Below are 18,915 nucleotides of genomic sequence, written 5' to 3'. Positions count from 1 at the left end.
ACGGGTTTTTGAAAGTCACTTCGAGAGGCTGTCGACGAAGCGCTTGAAAAGGTAGAAGCTATCCTGCGGGCCGGGTGAGGCTTCCGGGTGGTACTGAACAGAAAACGCTTTCTTATCAGTAAGTTCTATCCCGCAGTTGCTACCGTCAAAGAGCGACACATGGGTCGGCTTCACGTTGGCGGGGAGCGTGTCGCTATCCACAGCGAAGCCGTGGTTCATCGAGGTGATTTCGACAAGGCCATCCTCCAGCCGCTTGACCGGGTGATTGGCGCCGCGATGGCCCTGGTGCATCTTCACCGTCTTGGCACCTGCCGCGAGGGCGAGCATCTGGTGGCCGAGGCAGATGCCAAAGACGGGCAGGTCCGCGTCCAGCGCCTGCCTGATGACCGGCACGGCATATTCGCCGGTCGCGGCAGGGTCGCCGGGGCCGTTGGAGAGGAAGAGGCCGTCCGGCTTCTGCTCCATCACCTGATCATAGGTGGCGGTGGCGGGGAGTACGGTGACGCGCGCGCCCGCCTTTACGAGGTTGCGGAAGATGTTGTTCTTCGCGCCATAGTCGATCGCGACGACGTGGGGGCGTGGTTTCTCGACTTCGCTCGAAACGAACGGGGTTTCAGTTTCATCGAGGCCATAGCCATCGCCAAGCTTCCAGACGCCGTCTTTCCAGAGGCGGCTTTCCTTGCCGGTCACTTCGATGGCGAGGTCCATGCCTTCAAGGCCGGGCCAGTTGGCCGCTTTGTCGGCGAGGGCGGCGATATCGAAACGGCCCTCAGGATCGTGGGCGATCACGACATTGGGCGCGCCCTTCAACCGGATCATGCGGGTGAGCGCGCGCGTGTCGACGCCGGAGAGGCCGATGCGGCCGTTTTCCTTCATCCACTGGTCGAAAGGCTCGACATTGCGGAAGTTGCTTGGCTCGGTGACGTCCTGGCGAACGACGCAGCCGAGGGCGAAGGGATTGTCCGCCTCCACGTCGTCAAGGTTGGTGCCGACATTGCCAATATGGGGAAAGGTGAAGGTGACGATCTGCCCGGCATAGCTGGGGTCGGTCATCACTTCCTGATAGCCGGTCATGGCGGTGTTGAAGCAGAGTTCGCCCACCGCATCGCCAACCGCGCCGAAACCGCGGCCAAACACCGCGCTGCCATCGGCGAAAACCAATACCCCTGTCGCTCCTTTGGGCACGGTGAGGGTCTTGGCATCAGCCATGGTATCGGTGTCCTTCATGCTTTTGCGGGAACCCGTCTTCAGCGGGTTAAACGGCCGGTCACCTATGCCTGTGAAGCCCTGCGGTCAACCGCTGTTAAAAATCTCTTTTGGCATTATATCTGGTCTTTTCCCGTAGCACAGGATTCGTGTCGCCATGATTCGCGAGAAGGTAAAAAGCGCCCAGGTCGAAGCCATGAAGGCCGGGGACAAGGAACGGTTGGCCGCCGTGCGGCTGATCCTCGCCAAGCTGAAGGACCGGGACATCGAATTGCGGACGGCTTCGAGCGTGCCTGATGACGATACCATCGTCGTCGAGGTGTTGCAGAAGATGGCGAAGCAGCGGCGCGAGTCGATCGAGATGTTCAAGAGCGGCGGGCGTGATGAGCTGGCCGCGAAGGAGCAGGCGGAGCTTGGGGTGATCGAGAGCTTCCTGCCGCAGCAGTTGAGCGAGGATGAGACGCGGGCTGCGATCGAGGGGATCAAGGCTGAGGTGGGCGCAAGCAGCGTCAAGGATATGGGCAAGGTGATGGCGGTGCTGAAAGAGCGGCATGGGTCGGTGATTGATATGAGCAAGGCCAGTGGGCTGGTTAAGGCGGCTTTGGGGTGAGGCGATTGGGGGAGTTTTGGGTTCCCCTGCCCTCCTTTCTTGCTCTTTCCCACCTCCGTTCGTTTCGAGCGTAGTCGAGAAACGATATGCGCGCGCTTTCCGTTTCTCGACTTCGCTCGAAACGAACGGATGGAGGAGCGCTCGAAACGAACGGATGGAGGAGCGCTCGAAACGAACGGAGGTGGGTCACCGCTCGACATGGGCGAAGCTTTGCGCATAGTGTATGGATGGCGTTCTGGACCTACATGCTGAAATGCTCCGACGGGCGCTATTATACCGGCCACACGGACGATCTGGAGCATCGGATCGGCCAGCATCAATCGGGGCAAGGCAGCCAGTTCACGCGGAGGCGGCTGCCCGTGACGCTGATGTGGAGCGAGGCATTTTCTTCGAGGATCGAAGCGCTGGAAGCTGAGCGGATCGTTGGCGGCTGGTCGCGCGCGAAGAAGGAAGCGATGATTTCCGGCAACTGGCCTTTGCTGTCGTTTCTAGCCCGGCCGCCGCGGGAGCGTCCGGCTTCGGCGGAATCGCCGGGGACTGGTTTCTCGACTTCGCTCGAAACGAACGGAGGGGGGGAATGTGAGCCGCCTCTGGACGAAAACCGGGGAGTTGACATGCCCTCCCCCGACCCCTCCCTTGAAAGGGAGGGGCTTTAATAGTGAGCCTCTCGCCCGCCTTCCTTGACGAACTGCGCATGCGTACGTCGCTGTCCACGCTGATCGGGCGGACGGTGAAGGTGCAGAAGGCGGGGCGCGAGTATAAGGCCTGCTGCCCCTTTCATAACGAGAAGACGCCCAGCTTCACCATCAATGACGAGAAGGGCTTCTACCATTGCTTCGGGTGCGGGGCGCATGGGGATGCGATCCGGTGGATGACGGATCAGCGCGGCCTGCCCTTCATAGAGGCGGTGAAGGAACTGGCGGCGGCGGCGGGGATGGATGTGCCCGCGCCCGATCCACGCATGGCCAAGCGCGCGGAAAAGGCGAAGGGGCTGCATGACGTCATGGCGGCGGCGCAGGCCTTGTTCGAGGAGCAGCTTGGCGGGATCGAAGGGGCCGAGGCGCGGGAGTATCTGAAACGGCGCGGGATTGGCGAGGCCACGCAGCGGGCTTTCGGCTTTGGGTTTTCGGCGGACTCCAAGGGCAAGCTGAAAGGCGCGCTGGGGGAGTTTGGCGAGGCGATGCTGATCGAGGCAGGGTTGCTGATCGATCCTGATGGCGAGCGGGAGAGCTATGACCGTTTCCGGGGACGGCTGATGCTGCCGATCCGGGATATTCGCGGGCGGGTGATCGCTTTTGGCGGGCGCATCCTGGGCCAGGGTGAGCCCAAATATCTGAATTCGCCGGATACGCCGCTGTTCGACAAGGGGCGGACGCTCTACAATATCGATCGCGCCTCCCCCGCCAGCCGCCAGAGCGGGCGGGTGATCGTGGTCGAGGGCTATATGGATGTGATCGCCCTTGCCCAGGCCGGTTTCGGCGAGGCGGTCGCGCCGCTGGGCACGGCGCTGACCGAGCATCAGATCGAGCGGCTGTGGAAGATGGTGGATGTGCCGGTGCTCTGCTTCGATGGCGATGCGGCGGGGCAGAAGGCGGCGATCCGGGCGGCGGCGCGGGCGCTGCCGTTGTTGCGGCCGGGGATGAGCCTGGCCTTTGCGACCCTGCCTGCGGGCCAGGACCCCGACGACCTGATCCGGGCAGAGGGACCTGCGGCGATGGAGCAGGTGCTGGACGCGGCGGAACCGCTGGTCGAGCGGCTGTGGAAGCATGAGCAGAATGCCGCGCCGCTCGACACGCCGGAGCAGCGGGCGGCGTTGAAGCAGCGGCTGAACGCCATCACCGGCGCCATCGCGCATCCCGATGTGCGGGCGCATTATGTGCAGATTTTCCGGCAGCGTTATGATGCGCTGTTCTTCGCGCGGCCTGAACAGGGGGGCGCCCCCCGGCACCAGCGGGGCGGCGGCGCTCGCCAGGGCTGGCAGCGGGACCGGCGGGGCAATTGGAAGCCCCCCCTGCCCCCGGTCGGCAGCGAGGCGCGGGCCATCGGGATGAGCGGCATGGAGCAGCGGCTGCTGCGCGCGGTGCTGGCCAGCCTGCTGCGCCATCCAGAGCAGATCGCGCTGCACCGGGAGATGCTTTCGGCGCTGCATATCGGCGATTCGGCGCTGGCCGGACTGCTGCGCGCGATGGTGGCCGCGTCCTTCACGCAAGAAACAGTTGAAACAGAGGGCCTCCTTACCATATTGGGCCAAGGTGAAGTGTATAATATGGCGAAGGGAATGCTCCGGGCCGACACGTTCACATTCACCCCCAACAGGATGAAGACCGATTCAAGTCGCGTTTCGCGCGATCTGGAGGAGGCTATCCGGGTGATGGCGCAAGGACCGGAGTTAGAGACGGCGCTGGCGGAAGCCACCAGACGAGCAAGGGAAGACCTCAATGAGGAGACCTTTGCCGAGCAGCAGCGTATCCATCGGTTGAAGATGGATCACGACCAGCGCTTGGCGGAACTGGCGCAGTCCGAAGATATTATGTGATTTGATCGTCCCGACACCGGGGCGGCGGAGTTAAGGCGAATAAATGGCGAGCAAGGCGACAGGCAAGGGTGCGGGCGAGGATGTGGATACCGGCGATGCGCCGCTCCTTGATCTGAACGAGGCGTCGGTCAAGAAGCTGATCGCGCGCGCGAAGAAGCGCGGCTACATCACCTATGACGAGCTGAACGATGCCCTGCCGCAGGACCAGATGTCCTCCGAGCAGATCGAGGACATCATGGCCGCGCTCAACGAGATGGGCGTGAACATCGTCGAGAATGAGGAAGCTGGCGAGGACGGCGAGGACAGCCGTGACGACAGCGACGATGATTCGGCCGATGACGGTTCCGATGACGATGGCGGCCCCAAGCTGGTCACCGAGAAGAAGAAGGAAACGGTCGATCGCACCGACGACCCCGTGCGCATGTATCTGCGCGAGATGGGGGCGGTCGAGCTGCTGAGCCGCGAGGGCGAAATCGCCATCGCCAAGCGGATCGAGGCCGGGCGCGACACGATGATCCTGGGCCTGTGCGAAAGCCCGACGACCTTCAACGCGATCATCGAATGGTCGACCGCGCTCAACAATGGCGAGATGCAGCTGCGCGAGATACTGGATCTCGACGCGATGCTGTCCAAGGACCCGGCTCCTGAAAATCTGGAGGAAGGGGCCGAGGATGATGACGGCGAAATCAGCGAGAAGACCGCTGGCCCCAGCTTCAAGGAAGAGGAGGAGCCCGAGGAGGAGGCAGCCGATTCCGACGAGGATGAGGATGATCTGACCGAGCGCCGCGCCCGCCGGGTGGAAGAGGATGAGGAGGAGGACAACACCCTCTCCCTCGCCCAGATGGAAGAGACTTTGAAGCCGATGGCTTTGGAGAAGTTCGCGACCATCACCGAGATTTTCCGCACCTTCTCCCGCGCGCAGGAAGCCCGCATGGCCGCGATGGCCAATGGCGAGGCGCTGAGCCAGAAGGCGGAGGACGAATATCAGGAACTGCGCGAGAAACTGACCGCCGAGGTCGAAAGCGTCCAGTTCCACCAGCAGAAGATCGAATATCTGGTCGATCAGCTTTATGCCTATAACCGGCGCCTGACCGCGCTGGGCGGGCAGATGCTGCGCCTGGCCGAGCGTCACAAGGTGAGCCGCAAGGACTTCCTCGACCGCTATGTGAACCATGAGCTGGACGACGGCTGGATGGATCGCGTGTCCGGCATCGACAAGAAATGGGCTGCTTTCGCCGCCGCCGAGGGACGCGCCGTCGAGCGCATCCGCACCGAGGTGAGCGAGATCGCGCAGGCGACCGGCATGTCGCTGGGCGAGTTCCGCCGCATCGTCAACATGGTGCAGAAGGGCGAGCGCGAAGCGCGGATCGCGAAGAAGGAAATGGTGGAGGCGAACCTGCGCCTCGTCATTTCCATCGCTAAAAAATATACGAACCGTGGCCTGCAATTCCTTGATCTTATTCAGGAAGGCAATATCGGCCTGATGAAGGCGGTCGATAAGTTCGAGTATCGGCGCGGTTACAAGTTCTCGACCTATGCGACCTGGTGGATCAGGCAGGCGATCACGCGTTCGATCGCGGATCAGGCGCGGACCATCCGTATCCCGGTCCACATGATCGAGACGATCAACAAGCTGGTGCGCACGTCCCGCCAGTTCCTGCACGAGCAGGGCCGTGAGCCGACTCCGGAGGAAATGGCCGAGCGCCTGTCCATGCCGCTGGAGAAGGTGCGCAAGGTGATGAAGATCGCCAAGGAGCCGATCTCCCTGGAAACGCCGATCGGCGACGAGGAGGATTCGCATCTGGGCGACTTCATCGAGGACAAGAATGCGATCATCCCGGTGGATGCGGCGATCCAGGCGAACCTCAAGGAAACGGTGACGCGGGTCCTGGCTTCGCTGACGCCGCGCGAGGAACGCGTGCTGCGCATGCGCTTCGGCATCGGCATGAACACCGATCATACGCTGGAGGAAGTGGGCCAGCAGTTCAGCGTGACGCGCGAGCGCATCCGCCAGATCGAGGCGAAGGCGCTGCGCAAGCTGAAGCATCCGAGCCGCAGCCGGAAGATGCGCAGCTTCCTCGACCAATAGAGGCGCAGGCGCGGCGAAATGAAGGAAAAGGGCGGCTTCCGGGCCGCTCTTTTTTTGCCCCGTAAACGGCTCTTTTACCCCGTCATCCTATCTTTCCGGTTCAGCGGCAACGGGTTGCGCCGCATAGGGAAATTTCAATGAGCCAAGCAGCAGCGCGCCATTCGCAGGGCGGCATTTCTCAGGTCGTGGAAGCGCTGGTCGCAGCCGACGGAACCGCGGGCCATGCGCATGCCGCCAATGTCCGGTCGGGGATCGGGCGGGACGCGGTGCTGACGCTCGCCGACCTGGCGGATGCGGCGCATTATCTATGCCTGCTGCATGGCCGCCATCCGGGCGTGATCGATCATGCCGCGACGCGATCGGCCGACAATGCGGCGCGCGCCTGGCTGGTCCAGTCAGCCGAAGCCTTTGCGCGGGAGCGGGCCTATCTGACGCAGGTGACGGTGGCGGCAGGTCCGGCCCCAAGTACCGCCGGGCAGAGCGATTGCGAAACCGTGGTCAGCCAGCAACGCCATGCCCTGGACATGCTCGCCCAGTCCGACCGGCGCGGCTGCGCCATGGGGGCGGCGATCGCGCTGGTGCTCGACTGGCGCGCCGTGCGTCACGGGCTGGACATGGCGGCGATCCGCGTCGGGTTGGAGCCGCATGCCTGCGACCTGCCGGACCGGGCGGAGACGCTGGCCGTCGCCCGCGCCATTGGCGGCAATGACGCGGCGGACCGGGCGATACAGTTCGGCGCGCGGCAGTTGCTGGCGCAGCAGCGGGGCCTGTGGGACCTGTTGCAGGCGCGGGCCGAAATCCGCCAGCAGAGGCGCTGACCCTCCCCTCCCCGCCTGCCCCGTCATACCAGGACCAACGGGCATTCAGTTTCGCAGCCTGCAAATGGCGGCTCTTCGCGCCTCCGGTCCTCACATAATAGAGCAGGATGCGCGCCGGGCCATGAAAAACCACCATTTTAGCTGCGCTGGGCTTTCGGCTCGGATAGCCGCCTCCTGAACATCGATCGTTCCTAAGCCGAGGCATGAGCCGGACGTGCGCCAAGCGCCGGCCGGGCACGGGCCAGAAGACGGCCCGCGGCCCATTCCAGAGGAGGTCCGGGACAAACGCATTGCAGGCGCGAGCCGCTTTCCCTAGGTCGGTAGCGAACAGGAAAAGCGGACGAGCCGATGCGATTTGAAGGTACGGAAGATTATGTCGCGACCGATGATCTGAAGGTCGCCGTCAATGCAGCGGTGCTGCTGCGCCGCCCCCTGCTGGTGAAAGGCGAACCGGGCACGGGCAAGACGGTGCTGGCGCAGGAAATCGCCAAGGCGCTGAACGCTCCGCTGATCGAATGGAACGTCAAGTCCACGACCAAGGCGCATCAGGGCCTGTATGAATATGACGCCGTGGCCCGCCTGCGCGATGGACAGCTGGGCGATCCGCGCGTCCATGACATCAGCAATTATATCCGCAAGGGCAAGCTGTGGGAGGCCTTCACCTCCCCCACCCTGCCCGTGCTGCTGATCGACGAGATCGACAAGGCGGACATCGAGTTTCCCAATGACCTGTTGCAGGAACTCGATCGCATGGCGTTCCACGTCTATGAGACGGGTGAGACCGTCGCGGCGAAGGAGCGGCCGGTTGTCGTCATCACGTCCAACAATGAAAAGGAACTGCCCGACGCCTTCCTGCGCCGCTGCTTCTTCCACTATATCAAATTTCCCGATCGCGAGACGATGCAGGCGATCATCGACGTCCACTTTCCCGGCATTCAGAAGATATTGGTCAGCCGCGCGCTGGAGATTTTCTACGAGATACGCGAGGTGCCGGGCCTCAAGAAAAAGCCTTCCACCAGCGAATTGCTCGACTGGCTGAAACTGATCCTGGCCGAGGATATGCCGCTGGAGGTGTTGCAGGATCGTGATCCAGCCAAAGCGATCCCGCCGCTGCACGGCGCGCTGTTGAAGAATGAGCAGGATATCATGATGTTCGAGCGGCTGGCCTTCATGGCGCGGCGGCAGGGCAGATAGGAGACGGCTGATGGCGCATGGAGCGGGTTGCTTATGCGGTGCGGTCCGCATCAGCATCGATGCGGAACCGATGGCGGCGCGCATGTGCTGGTGCCGCCTGTGCCAATATCTGGGCGGCGGAACGGGAACCGTCAACGTCTGCTTCCCGGCGGACAAGGTCGAAACGCAGGGCGAGGTCCGCTGGCATGAGAGCGTGGCGGACAGCGGCAACAGGATGCGGCGCGGATTTTGCCCGCAATGCGGAACCCCGCTGTTCAGCCTTGCCGAATCGCGGCCGCATCTGCTGTTCATCCGGGCCGGGGCGCTGGACGATCCGGGGCTGATCGGCCCGCAAGCGGTGATCTGGACCAGTACGGCCCCCGATTGGGCGCATATCGATCCTGATCTGCCCCATTATCCGGCCCAAATTCCTCCGGTATCCTGACAAGCCCTTGCGGTGGCGCTGAATCCGCGTCATCCTGCCTTTTCCATTCAAGGCCGCGCGAAGACGGTCTGGATCAGGAAGGATGCCAGTGCGACTCCATGCATTGCCCATGATCTCGGCCGTTCTGGCCTTGACCCTGCCCGCCGCTGCGCGCGCGGACGAAACTGCGCCTGTTCAGGAGGCGTGGACCGCCACCGGCGATATGCTGCGCGCGGGCGCGGCGGGGATCAGCGCGCCTCAACAGGCGGGCGGCCTTTCGCTCTCCAAGAGCGGGGAAGCGTCCAACGGCGGCAGCGGCATCGACAATTATGCCCAATATCTCTCGCAGGACGGCGCGATCCAGGCGACGCTCTACATCTATCTGCCAAGCTATGCCGACGCTTCGCTGGCGGCCTACATGACCGACAAGGCGATCATGAGCCGTTTCGGTGCGAAGACGCGCCGCACGGCCTATGACACGGTGCGCGTTGGCGGGCGCGATGGCGGAGCGATCAGGGCGGTATATGAAGATGCGGCCGATGGCGCGCTGACCACGGCTGCGGCTTTCGTGCATGCGGGCCGCTGGCTGGCGAAGATTCGCGTGACGGGCCCGGCGGAGCGCCAGCGCGAGGTGCTGGCCGGGCTTGACGGCATGTTGTCCTCCCTGCGCTTTGACGATGCGGCGTCGATCCATTCGACCAGGGCGGTGAGCTATGCCGATTGCGCCGACAGCGCATCCGCACGGGCGGCGGGCGCGGACGATCTGGCGTTGAAGCCGGAAGGCGGCGCGGCCCTGTGCGTTCGCAGCCGCATCGAAACGGCGGACGGTTCCTACGAGATGTTGCAGGCGCAGGGCGTCAAGGATGGCCCCGTCATCATCCCGGCCGATGACATGGGCACAGTGCTGGCCTTTGACCGGACGGCCAGCGGCCGGGGTTACCGGCTGTCGATCCATTCGGTTGGCCGCACCGATTTCTACGGCACCTACGCACGGCTGCCCGGCGCGCAGCAGATTGCCGCCATGCTGAACGGCAAGGACCCGCAAATCGCACAGGCCAGCAGCACCGCCGATTATGCCGCCAACGGCAAGGTCACGGTGCGCCATGCGCAGGACAAGGCGAACTGATCGCGGCAGGCCCGCGCGTCAGATCAGATAGCCGACCTCGTAAAGGCCCCAGCGCCTGCCGCGAAAGCTGAGCGGCACGAAGACGCTGCGCAGCGCCCGGTAGCGCCCCTCGCCCAGATCCTGCCGGTAGGTGAAGAGGAAGAAGTCGCCCTCTCCGTTCAGCGCCCGGCGGGTCTGGCTGTCCATGAAAATCTGGCGGTTGCGCGAATGTTCGATGTTCCAGCGGGGCTGGCCCGGCCGCTGCGGCAGGCTGCGCACGCTGATATGGGTGGGCAGATAGCCATTGATGTCGATGAGGCAGCACCCCACGATCGCATCGTCCTGCGCCGTTCTGCGGTCAAGGATCGGCTGAATCACCCGGTCGGCAAAGGCGCAGAAGCCATTTTCATATTGCGCGGGATCGGACCCGGCAATGGGGCGGTATTCCGTGTCGAACAGGGCGGCGGCGGTCAGTTCCCCGGTCTCCAGCGCCTGCGCGATCAGCCGCTGAACCTCCTCCGCCCCCTCTTCCGCGAAGGCGATGTAGCGGCTGTTGCGGGTGGGCCGCCCGGCATGGGCCGCAGCGTTCAGCATGTCGTTGGCCATGCCTTCCAGCGTTTCAAGCTGTCCGCGCGCCGTTTCCACGCGAGAGGCGCTTTCGATCGCCGATCCGCTGAAGGTCGCGAGGCCCTGACGCAACGCCGCGACATCGGCGTCGGCCGCATCGGTGCAGGACATGATCGCGTCCGACCGTTCGCCAAATTGCGCGACAAGGGACGCGATCTCCACCACCGCCTCGCTCAACATATCGATATGGGTGCTGACGCCACGGCCGCGCACGATGTTCGCCTCCACCCCGCTGATCAGGCTGCGGGCATCGCGGTCGAGCTGGCCGAGCTTGTCGCCGACCGTCGCGGCCGCATCGCCCGCCTGCCCGGCGAGGCGGCGGATTTCCTCCGCGACGACGGCAAAGCCCTGGGTCGCTTCGCCCCCGCGCGCCGCTTCGATCGCGGCGTTGACGCCCAGCAGGCGGGTCTGCCGCGCGATGCCCGCAAGCTGTTCGGATATGCCGCCCACGGCCTCGATCACGTCCAGGAACTGGCGCAGATGGCCTTCAAGGCCCGTCACATGCTCGACAAGGCCGCTGAGTTCCGTCAGTGCGGTCGTGACGGCTTCATGCCCGTCGGCGATGATGTGCCCGGCGCGCCGTGCCGTCAGGCCGAGTTCCTGCGCCGCCGCGACGCTTTCATTCTGGCTGGCCGCAAGCGTTTCCATGGTGGATTGCAGTTGGGACAGGCGGGCCGAGTCTTCCCGGATGCGCACGGTCAGCTCACCGAGGAACCCTGCCGTTTCGCTGCATTGCAACGCGAGGTCGCCAGACCGTTCCCCCAGCCCGACCAGCAAATCATCGTTACCCAATGAACGTTGTCCCCATTAACTGGATGGATAGTGCCGCCTTTACGATGCAATGCAATATTTTTTACACAATGTGTCCTCCCGGCCATGCTTGCATCCTGCCTCCGCCTGTCGGACAAGGGCCGCGTCATGATGCTCAACTTCCTAGACGCGCTCCGCACCGCCGGTATCCCTGCCGGGATCAAGGAGCATCTGCTCCTGCTGGAGGCGCTTGACCGCGACGTGATCGCGTGGAAGCCGGAGGAATTCTATTATCTCGCCCGCGCCACCTATGTGAAGGATGAAGGGCTGCTGGACCGCTTTGATCAGGTCTTCGCCCGCGTGTTCAAAGGCGTTCTGGGCGGCGAAGAGGTCAAAGCGGACATACCGGAAGAATGGCTGCGGCTGGTCGCGGAAAAATATCTCAGTCCTGAGGAAATGGAGAAGATCCAGTCGCTGGGGTCCTGGAACGAGATCATGGAGACGCTCAAGAAGCGGCTTGAGGAGCAGAAGGAACGCCATCAGGGCGGCAGCAAGTGGATCGGCACCGGCGGCACATCACCCTTCGGCCATGGCGGCTACAACCCGGAAGGCGTGCGGATCGGCGGGGAAAGCCGGCACAAGCGCGCGATCAAGGTGTGGGAAAAGCGCGAGTTCCAGAATCTGGACAATGACAAGGAACTGGGCACGCGCAACATCAAGGTGGCGCTGCGCCGCCTGCGCCGCTTCGCCAGGGAGGGCGCGGCGAGCGAACTGGACCTGGACGAAACCATCCGCGGCACGGCACGGCAGGGCTGGCTCGACATCCGCATGCGGCCGGAGCGGCATAATGCGGTGAAGCTGCTGCTGTTCTTCGACGTCGGCGGATCGATGGACCCGTTCATCAGCCTGTGTGAGGAACTGTTTTCCGCCGCGACCAGCGAATTCAAGAATATGGAATTCTTCTACTTCCACAATTGCCTGTACGAAGGCGTGTGGAAGGACAATCGGCGCCGCTTTTCAGAGCGTATTCCGACCTGGGACATACTGCACAAATATGGGCATGACTATAAGGTCATACTGGTCGGCGACGCGAGCATGAGCCCCTATGAGATCGCGCATCCGGGCGGATCGGTCGAACATATGAACGATGAGGCGGGCTCCGTGTGGATGAGCCGGCTGCTGCATACCTATCCCGCCGCCGTGTGGCTCAATCCGCTGCCTCGCGCGCACTGGGACTATAGCCAGTCGACCCGGATGATCCGCGAGATCATGAGCGACCGCATGTATCCGCTGACCATCGAGGGCATCGATGCCGCCATGCGGGAACTGACCCGTAAGCGCTGATCGTCAGGCGGGGGGAAAGAGCACGCCGCCTGCCATCTCGCGCGGCGCTCCGGTGGTGCCGGGAAAGCTGATCGGCAGGCCCTTGAGGTGCCGTACCGCCATATAGGCAAAGCCCTGCGCCTCCAGCGCGTCGCCGTCCCAGCCAAGATCGTCCACCGGCCGCACGTCCACGCCGGTCCGTTCGCCGAGCATCGCCATGAGGGTGGCGTTATGGCGCCCTCCCCCCGCGACATAGATGCGCCGGGGCTTTTCGGGCAGATGCTCCAGCCCGCGCGCCACGGCGGCGGCGGAAAAGGCGGTGAGCGTGGCCGCGCCGTCCTCCAGACCCAGGCCGCGCACGGCGTCGACGGAAAAGGCCTCCCGGTCGATGCTCTTGGGCGGGGCGAGAGCGAACCAGGGGTCGGCCAGCATCTCGCCAAGCAGGGCTTCGTCCACCTGCCCGCGCGCCGCGATCTGGCCGCCAGTGTCGAAGGCGGCGGCGCTATGCGTCTGCATCCAATTGTCGATAAGGCCGCTCGCCATGCCGGTGTCGAAGGCGATCAGCGATCCGCCCGGCCCGACCGCCGTCACATTGGCGACGCCGCCAAGGTTCAGGATGGCAACGGGCTTGGGCAGGGCTTGGGCAAGCGCGCGGTGATAGACCGGCAGCAAGGGCGCGCCCTGCCCCCCTGCCCGCACATCGGCGCTGCGCAGGTCGCCGACGACCGGGATGCCGAACGCGCCAGCCAGCGCCGGGCCATCGCCGATCTGCCACGTCCATCCCCATTCCGGGCGGTGGGCGACGGTATGTCCATGAAAGCCGATGACGGAGATGTCCTGCGCCACATGCCCGCTGCGGCCGAGCAGGTCCGCCACGGCATCGACATGCAACGCCGTCAACTCCTCCTCCACCGCATGGATCAGCGGCTCGAACCCCGGCTTTTCCATGGCCATGGCGCGCTGGCACGCTTCGGTCAGGCGCAGGCGGAAGCCGTCACCATAGGCCTTTGCATGAAAGGCGGCGGGCGTGACCCGCCCCTGGCCGTCCGTCTCGATCAGCGCCGCGTCGATGCCGTCGCGCGATGTGCCCGACATGAGGCCGATTGCCAGCATGGATTGGCTGTTGGTCAAGGTTTCGTCCTTCCGCTCACTCCTGCTCTGTGGGGCGGAATGGATCCTGAAACAAGTTCAGGATGACGGGTAAAGATGACAATGCTAGAGGGCGCGGCGTTATGACCAGCTATCAATCCGACCTGCTCCGCCTGCTTGAGACGCGCGGCTATATCCACCAGTTGACCGACGCGGAGGGGCTAGATGCCCTGGCCGCCAGGCAGATCGTGCCGGGCTATATCGGCTTCGACCCGACCGCACCGTCGCTGCATGTCGGGCATCTGGTGTCGATCATGATGCTGCGCCAGTTGCAGAAGGCCGGGCACAAGCCGATCGTCCTGATGGGCGGGGGAACCGGCAAGATTGGCGATCCGAGCTTCAAGGATGAAGCGCGCAAGCTGCTGACGACCGATCTGATCGCGCAGAATGTGGCGAGCATCAAGCGCGTGTTCGAACGATTCCTGACCTTTGGCGACGGTCCTACCGACGCCATCATGCTGGACAATGCCGAATGGCTGGACCGTTTGGAATATATCCCGTTCCTGCGGGATATCGGCCAGCATTTCTCGGTCAACCGGATGCTGAGCTTCGACTCCGTGAAGCTGCGGCTGGACCGGGAACAGTCGCTGAGCTTCCTTGAGTTCAACTATATGATCCTCCAGGCCTATGATTTCCTGGAGCTGTCGCGCCGGTCGGGATGCCGGTTGCAGATGGGCGGATCGGACCAGTGGGGCAATATCGTGAACGGCGTCGAACTCGCCCGGCGCGTGGACGGCATGCAGGTGTTCGGCCTGACCACGCCGCTGCTGACCAATGCGGACGGCACGAAGATGGGCAAGACCGTGGGCGGCGCGGTGTGGCTGAACGAGGATCAGCTTTCCAGCTACGACTATTGGCAATTCTGGCGGAACACGGCGGATGCCGATGTGGCGAACAGGCTGCGGCTGTTCACCGACCTGCCCATGGATGAGGTCGAGCGTCTGGCCGCGCTTCAAGGCGCGGAGATCAACGAGGCGAAGAAGATCCTCGCCAATGAGGCGACGGCCCTGTGCCGGGGCACCGAAGCGGCGGCCGCCGCATCCGAGACGGCGCGCAGGACGTTCGAGGAAGGCGCGTCGGACGCCAACCTGCCCACGGTCAGCATCGGCACGGACGGGCTGAACGTCGTTCAGGGCACGATGGCGCTGGGCTTTGCCGCGTCCAACAAGGAAGTGCGGCGCAAGCTGGCCGAGGGCGCGATCCGCGTGAATGGCGAGGTGGTGAGCGATCCTGCAATGGCGTTGAAGCCCGGCGACAAGCTGAGCTTTGGCGCAAAGAAACATGGGTTGGTAACCGCCTGAAAAATAAAGGGGTTAATCAGCGATCAACCATGGCGGGTAAGAAAGGGATGATCTTCCTTACCATAAGCTGCGCCCATGTCCTCGGTGCTCGCAAACCTGGCCCATGTCGCTAAATCCCGCGATCCTTCCATCGATCAACGGCGCGTGCCCCGCGTCCTGGTCGACATGGTCAGCCATATAAACTTCAACGGCCGCTCTTATGGAGCGCGGATCATCAACATATCGCCGCTGGGCCTGATGTGCAGGACCGAGGGGGAACTGCTGATCGGGCAGCATGTGTCCGTGTGGCTGCCGATCGTCAGGGATATGCAGGCCGAGGTCCGCTGGGCCGAGGACAAGCGAGTCGGCATGGAGTTCCGCCAGCCCATCGAGCCGCGCCTGTACGACGCCATGCTGTCGCTCATCCCGCCACGGCAGACGGCGTGGTGAAGCCATCGGCGGCCTCGATCCGCTGACGCGACCTGACCAGCGCCTCGGGCATTTCCGTGCGCAGGAATTGCAGCATCTCCTCCCGCACCTCGCAGCGCAGGTCGAAGGCGATGCCTGCATTGCGCGCGCTCAGCAGCCCGCGCAGTTCCAGCGCGTCGGCGCGATGATCGGTCACCTGCAATATGGCGACGCGCCCGTCCCAGCGCGCATTGGCCTTCACCGCTTCGACGAAGCGGGCGCGGATGCGTTCGACATCGGCCGAAGGATCGACATAGAGGAAGACGGTGCCGAGCAGGTCGGACGTCTTCGTGGTCCAGTTCTGGAACGGCTTTTCGAGGAAATAGGAGACAGGCACGACCATGCGCCGGTCGTCCCAGATGCGCACCACCACATAGGTGAGCTTGATATCCTCTATCCGGCCCCATTCCCCTTCCACGATCACAACGTCATCCAGGCGGATCGGCTCTGAAAAGGCCATCTGGATACCCGCGATCAGATTCTTGAGCGCGGGCTGGGCCGCCGCGCCGACCGCAAGCCCTGCAAGACCCGCCGACGCCATCAGCGTGACGCCCACCGTGCGTACGCCCGGAATCATGATCAGCATCAAGGAGACGATGAGGAAGCCGATGATGAATTGCGCCACGCGATAGAGGATGCGGATGCGGGTATGCTGGCGGCGGGCCTTCAGATTATCCTCGACGCTGATGTCGCTGCGCCGTTCGAGCAGGACGCGAAAGGCGCGCATCAGGGCGAAGATGAGCCAGCCCATCAGCAGGATGAAGACCATCCCCGAACCGATCGTCCAGATGGATTCGACGCGGTCGCTGAATTTCAGCGGCTGGACCCCGGCGGCGAGCGCCATCAGCACGACGAGCCAGCGGGTCGGGTGATAGATGGCGGGCAGGATCACCGGATCGAGCTTCATCCGCCGCGCGATCCGGCTGGCTATCCAATAGGCAAGCCAGTGCAGCAGGAAGGCGGCGGCGACCGATATGCCGATCGAGATCGCCGCCATGGGCGTGATATGGTGCAGGCTGATGTCGGATTGCATGTGATGGGCAACGACAGGGCGGCGGGATTGTTTCGCGGTTGCAGCATGAGGGTGAGATAAGCCGTGTTGCTGCGTAGGCGAGGACCCGGTTTCTGCCGTTCCATAGATATGCTGCCGTTCGGATTGGGTTCCTGCCTTCGCGGGATGACGGCGTACTAGCCGCTGCGGAGCAGGCCGACGGCGGCGTCCCGTTCGAACAGATAGAGGCAGATGCGCGCCGCCTGTCCCCTCGCCTCGCTGAGGCCACCGTCGCGGTCGATCAGGAGATGCGCGTCGTCGCGCGCCGGGTCGAGCAAGGCGGAGAGATGTTCGGGCGTGGCGATCTTCAACTGCTGCTCGCCCGATTGCTTCGTGCCCAATATCTCGCCCGCCCCGCGCAGCCGCAGATCTTCCTCGGCTATGCGGAAGCCGTCATTGGTTTCCCGCATCAGGGCCAGACGGGCGCGGCTGGTTTCGCTGAGCGCGCCGCCGCGAAGGAGGATGCAGACGCTATGGTTCTGCCCCCGCCCCACCCGGCCCCGTAGCTGGTGAAGCTGCGCCAGGCCAAAGCGGTCGGCGCCTTCGATGATGATGAGGTTGCTGTTGGGCACATCGACGCCGACCTCGATCACCGTGGTGGCTACGAGGATTTTCGTGCGGGCGGAGGCAAAGGCCTCCATCGCGGCGTCCTTTTCCGGGCCCTTCATGCGGCCGTGGACAAGGCCGACGCGTTCGCCAAAGCGCATGCGCAGCATTTCGGCGCGGGCTTCGGCGGCGGCCTGATCACTGGTTTCGCTTTCCTCCACCAGCGGGCAGACCCAATAGGCCTGTCCGCCGCCTTCGACATGGCGGGCGAGCGCTTCGACCACTTCGTCGAGGCGGTTGGCGGACATGACCACGGTCTGGATCGGCTGGCGGCCGGGCGGCATCTCGTCGAGGCGCGAGACGTCCATCTCGCCATAATAGGTCAGCGTCAGCGTGCGCGGGATAGGCGTGGCGGTCATCACCAGCAGGTGCGGCGTGCGTTCGGCCTTGGCGGCGAGCATCATGCGCTGGGCGACCCCGAAGCGATGCTGTTCGTCGATCACCGCGAGGGCGAGATTCTTGTAGCGAACGGCTTCCTGAAAGATGGCGTGGGTGCCGACGAGTATGTCGATGCTGCCGTCCGCCAGCCCCATGAGGGTGGATTCGCGCGTCCTGCCCTTTTCCCGGCCGGTCAGGATAGCGATGGAGACCGGCAGGCCCGACGCCATCTTGCGCAGCGTTTCATAATGCTGGCGAGCGAGGATTTCAGTGGGGGCGAGGAGCGCGCCCTGAGCGCCTGCCTCGACCGTGTTGAGCAGCGCCATGAGCGCGACCAGCGTCTTACCCGATCCGACATCGCCTTGCAGCAGGCGGAGCATCGGGACGGGCTGGGCCATGTCGCCTTCAATCTCTCCGAAGGCGCGGCGCTGGGCCCCGGTGGGAGCGAAGGGGAGTTTGAGCATGGCGCGAAGGCGGCCATCTCCGGCGATGGGGACGCCCCGGCGCTTGCGGGAGGATTGGCGGACCAGCATCAGGGCAAGTTGACCGGCGAAAATTTCATCATAGGCAAGCCGCTCGCGCGCCTTCGCGTCGCTGGGATCGGCATGGATGCGGGCAAGCGCCTCCCGCCATGCTGGCCAGCCCTTGCGGCCGAGCAGGCTGGGTTCGATCCATTCAGGTAGGTCGGGGGCACGGGCCAGCGACTGGCTGACCAGATCGCGCAGGCGGTTGTTGGTCAGGCCCTCCGACAGTCCATAGACCGGCTCGCGCGCGGGGATGGTGGCGGCTTCCTCCGGCGGGAGAACATAGTCCGGGTGGACGATCTGAAGCGCGTCGCCATAGGCCTCCAGCTTGCCGGAGATGAATTTGGGCTCGTTCAGCGGCAGCAGCTTGCGGGGCCAGGCGCTGTTCTTGCCGAAATAAACAAGGGTGACTGTGTTGCCATGCCTGTCCTGCGCGATCACGCGGAAGGGCGCGCGGGCGCTGCCGGAGGCGCGATAGTCGGTGGGTGTCAGGGTGATGCCGATGACGCGGCCGGAGTCGCTCTGGGCAAGATCATCCACCATATGGCGGTCGATGAAGCTGACCGGCAAATGGAAGGCGACATCGATGGCGCGGGCAAGGCCGAGGCGCTCCAACGGCTTGGCCAGCGCGGGGCCAACGCCCTTGAGCGCTTCGATTTCGGCGAAGAGTGGGTTGAGGATATCCGGGCGCATGTCTATCTGGCGGTGTCTAGCCCAGCCGGGACGATGCGCAAACATCCGATCGGCTAAATTCCTGTGCCCGTCCTCTACCGCCCTTCGTGCTGAGTAGGGGCTGAG

Annotated in this window: 16 protein-coding genes; 11 read left to right on the top strand and 5 right to left on the bottom strand. The window is 64.1% G+C overall.

Annotated features, from left to right (window positions below):
- Positions 1-15 precede the first annotated feature (15 nt).
- The gene (gene carA, locus L288_RS37995; protein ID WP_031304714.1) at positions 16-1,209 is read right to left on the bottom strand and encodes a glutamine-hydrolyzing carbamoyl-phosphate synthase small subunit; all 1,194 of its coding nucleotides are present in this window, start codon (positions 1,207-1,209) and stop codon (positions 16-18) included.
- Between the two features lie 154 nt (positions 1,210-1,363).
- Here carA and L288_RS37990 point away from each other — a divergent pair, with 154 nt between their 5' ends.
- From L288_RS37990 to L288_RS37955, 8 genes are all read left to right on the top strand, one after another.
- On the top strand, positions 1,364-1,816 hold the full coding sequence (locus L288_RS37990; protein WP_021239384.1) for a GatB/YqeY domain-containing protein: 453 nt from the start codon (positions 1,364-1,366) through the stop codon (positions 1,814-1,816).
- Between the two features lie 227 nt (positions 1,817-2,043).
- Positions 2,044-2,472 carry a GIY-YIG nuclease family protein gene (locus tag L288_RS37985; RefSeq protein WP_021239383.1) on the top strand — a complete coding sequence of 143 codons (429 nt, stop codon included), beginning with the start codon at positions 2,044-2,046 and terminating at the stop codon, positions 2,470-2,472.
- A 2-nt stretch (positions 2,473-2,474) separates the two neighbouring features.
- Positions 2,475-4,352 (top strand): DNA primase, encoded by a 1,878-nt coding sequence (dnaG, locus tag L288_RS37980; RefSeq protein WP_021239382.1) that lies wholly within the window; start codon positions 2,475-2,477, stop codon positions 4,350-4,352.
- A 43-nt stretch (positions 4,353-4,395) separates the two neighbouring features.
- The gene (rpoD, locus tag L288_RS37975; RefSeq protein ID WP_021239381.1) at positions 4,396-6,441 is read left to right on the top strand and encodes an RNA polymerase sigma factor RpoD; all 2,046 of its coding nucleotides are present in this window, start codon (positions 4,396-4,398) and stop codon (positions 6,439-6,441) included.
- Between the two features lie 137 nt (positions 6,442-6,578).
- A complete protein-coding gene (locus L288_RS37970) occupies positions 6,579-7,259 on the top strand; it encodes a DUF6975 family protein (RefSeq protein WP_021239380.1) in 681 nt (226 codons plus the stop codon).
- 348 nt (positions 7,260-7,607) lie between these two features.
- Positions 7,608-8,453, top strand: coding sequence for an AAA family ATPase (locus L288_RS37965; protein WP_021239379.1), 846 nt, complete (start codon positions 7,608-7,610; stop codon positions 8,451-8,453).
- A gap of 10 nt (positions 8,454-8,463) precedes the next feature.
- Complete coding sequence (locus L288_RS37960) at positions 8,464-8,877, top strand: GFA family protein (protein WP_021239378.1); 414 nt, start codon at positions 8,464-8,466, stop codon at positions 8,875-8,877.
- Between the two features lie 82 nt (positions 8,878-8,959).
- The gene (locus L288_RS37955) at positions 8,960-9,982 is read left to right on the top strand and encodes a hypothetical protein (RefSeq protein ID WP_031304712.1); all 1,023 of its coding nucleotides are present in this window, start codon (positions 8,960-8,962) and stop codon (positions 9,980-9,982) included.
- An 18-nt stretch (positions 9,983-10,000) separates the two neighbouring features.
- Here the strand turns inward: L288_RS37955 and L288_RS37950 are convergent, their stop codons facing one another.
- Complete coding sequence (locus tag L288_RS37950) at positions 10,001-11,365, bottom strand: methyl-accepting chemotaxis protein (protein ID WP_021239376.1); 1,365 nt, start codon at positions 11,363-11,365, stop codon at positions 10,001-10,003.
- A gap of 141 nt (positions 11,366-11,506) precedes the next feature.
- On the opposite strand from L288_RS37950, the gene L288_RS37945 reads away from it, so the two are divergent.
- Positions 11,507-12,682, top strand: coding sequence for a vWA domain-containing protein (locus tag L288_RS37945; protein ID WP_031304711.1), 1,176 nt, complete (start codon positions 11,507-11,509; stop codon positions 12,680-12,682).
- Positions 12,683-12,685: 3 nt separating this feature from the next.
- Here L288_RS37945 and L288_RS37940 read toward each other — a convergent pair whose 3' ends face one another.
- Positions 12,686-13,774, bottom strand: a complete 1,089-nt coding sequence (locus L288_RS37940; protein WP_021239374.1) for an anhydro-N-acetylmuramic acid kinase — start codon at positions 13,772-13,774, stop codon at positions 12,686-12,688.
- A 119-nt stretch (positions 13,775-13,893) separates the two neighbouring features.
- Between L288_RS37940 and tyrS the strand changes: the two genes are divergently transcribed.
- Together tyrS and L288_RS37930 are read left to right on the top strand one after the other, a co-directional pair.
- Positions 13,894-15,111: a tyrosine--tRNA ligase gene (gene tyrS / locus L288_RS37935; RefSeq protein ID WP_021239372.1), complete on the top strand. Its 1,218-nt coding sequence runs from the start codon at positions 13,894-13,896 to the stop codon at positions 15,109-15,111.
- 75 nt (positions 15,112-15,186) lie between these two features.
- The gene (locus L288_RS37930; RefSeq protein ID WP_021239371.1) at positions 15,187-15,540 is read left to right on the top strand and encodes a PilZ domain-containing protein; all 354 of its coding nucleotides are present in this window, start codon (positions 15,187-15,189) and stop codon (positions 15,538-15,540) included.
- Here the strand turns inward: L288_RS37930 and L288_RS37925 are convergent.
- The gene (locus tag L288_RS37925; RefSeq protein WP_021239370.1) at positions 15,512-16,591 is read right to left on the bottom strand and encodes a mechanosensitive ion channel family protein; all 1,080 of its coding nucleotides are present in this window, start codon (positions 16,589-16,591) and stop codon (positions 15,512-15,514) included. The two genes, L288_RS37930 and L288_RS37925, sit on opposite strands and share 29 nt — an antisense overlap.
- Before the next feature lie 155 nt (positions 16,592-16,746).
- The gene (recG, locus tag L288_RS37920; protein ID WP_021239369.1) at positions 16,747-18,810 is read right to left on the bottom strand and encodes an ATP-dependent DNA helicase RecG; all 2,064 of its coding nucleotides are present in this window, start codon (positions 18,808-18,810) and stop codon (positions 16,747-16,749) included.
- Positions 18,811-18,915 lie beyond the last annotated feature (105 nt).

The sequence above is a fragment of the Sphingobium quisquiliarum P25 genome, assembly GCF_000445065.1.
Classification (GTDB): Bacteria; Pseudomonadota; Alphaproteobacteria; order Sphingomonadales; family Sphingomonadaceae; genus Sphingobium; species Sphingobium quisquiliarum.
The sequence above is the reverse complement of the archived record's forward strand: the minus strand, read 5'-3'. Positions and strand labels throughout refer to the sequence as shown.

Excerpts from the sequence above, each read along its gene's own strand:
- L288_RS37955 (WP_031304712.1), top strand. The coding sequence starts at position 8,960 with ATGCCAGTGCGACTCCATGCATTGCCCATGATCTCGGCCGTTCTGGCC.
- L288_RS37990 (WP_021239384.1), top strand. The coding sequence starts at position 1,364 with ATGATTCGCGAGAAGGTAAAAAGCGCCCAGGTCGAAGCCATGAAGGCC.
- L288_RS37930 (WP_021239371.1), top strand. The coding sequence starts at position 15,187 with ATGTCCTCGGTGCTCGCAAACCTGGCCCATGTCGCTAAATCCCGCGAT.
- L288_RS37945 (WP_031304711.1), top strand. The coding sequence starts at position 11,507 with ATGATGCTCAACTTCCTAGACGCGCTCCGCACCGCCGGTATCCCTGCC.
- rpoD (WP_021239381.1), top strand. The coding sequence starts at position 4,396 with ATGGCGAGCAAGGCGACAGGCAAGGGTGCGGGCGAGGATGTGGATACC.
- L288_RS37985 (WP_021239383.1), top strand. The coding sequence starts at position 2,044 with ATGGCGTTCTGGACCTACATGCTGAAATGCTCCGACGGGCGCTATTAT.
- carA (WP_031304714.1), bottom strand. The coding sequence starts at position 1,209 with ATGGCTGATGCCAAGACCCTCACCGTGCCCAAAGGAGCGACAGGGGTA.
- L288_RS37940 (WP_021239374.1), bottom strand. The coding sequence starts at position 13,774 with ATGCTGGCAATCGGCCTCATGTCGGGCACATCGCGCGACGGCATCGAC.
- L288_RS37965 (WP_021239379.1), top strand. The coding sequence starts at position 7,608 with ATGCGATTTGAAGGTACGGAAGATTATGTCGCGACCGATGATCTGAAG.
- L288_RS37925 (WP_021239370.1), bottom strand. The coding sequence starts at position 16,591 with ATGCAATCCGACATCAGCCTGCACCATATCACGCCCATGGCGGCGATC.
- L288_RS37970 (WP_021239380.1), top strand. The coding sequence starts at position 6,579 with ATGAGCCAAGCAGCAGCGCGCCATTCGCAGGGCGGCATTTCTCAGGTC.
- tyrS (WP_021239372.1), top strand. The coding sequence starts at position 13,894 with ATGACCAGCTATCAATCCGACCTGCTCCGCCTGCTTGAGACGCGCGGC.
- recG (WP_021239369.1), bottom strand. The coding sequence starts at position 18,810 with ATGCGCCCGGATATCCTCAACCCACTCTTCGCCGAAATCGAAGCGCTC.
- L288_RS37960 (WP_021239378.1), top strand. The coding sequence starts at position 8,464 with ATGGCGCATGGAGCGGGTTGCTTATGCGGTGCGGTCCGCATCAGCATC.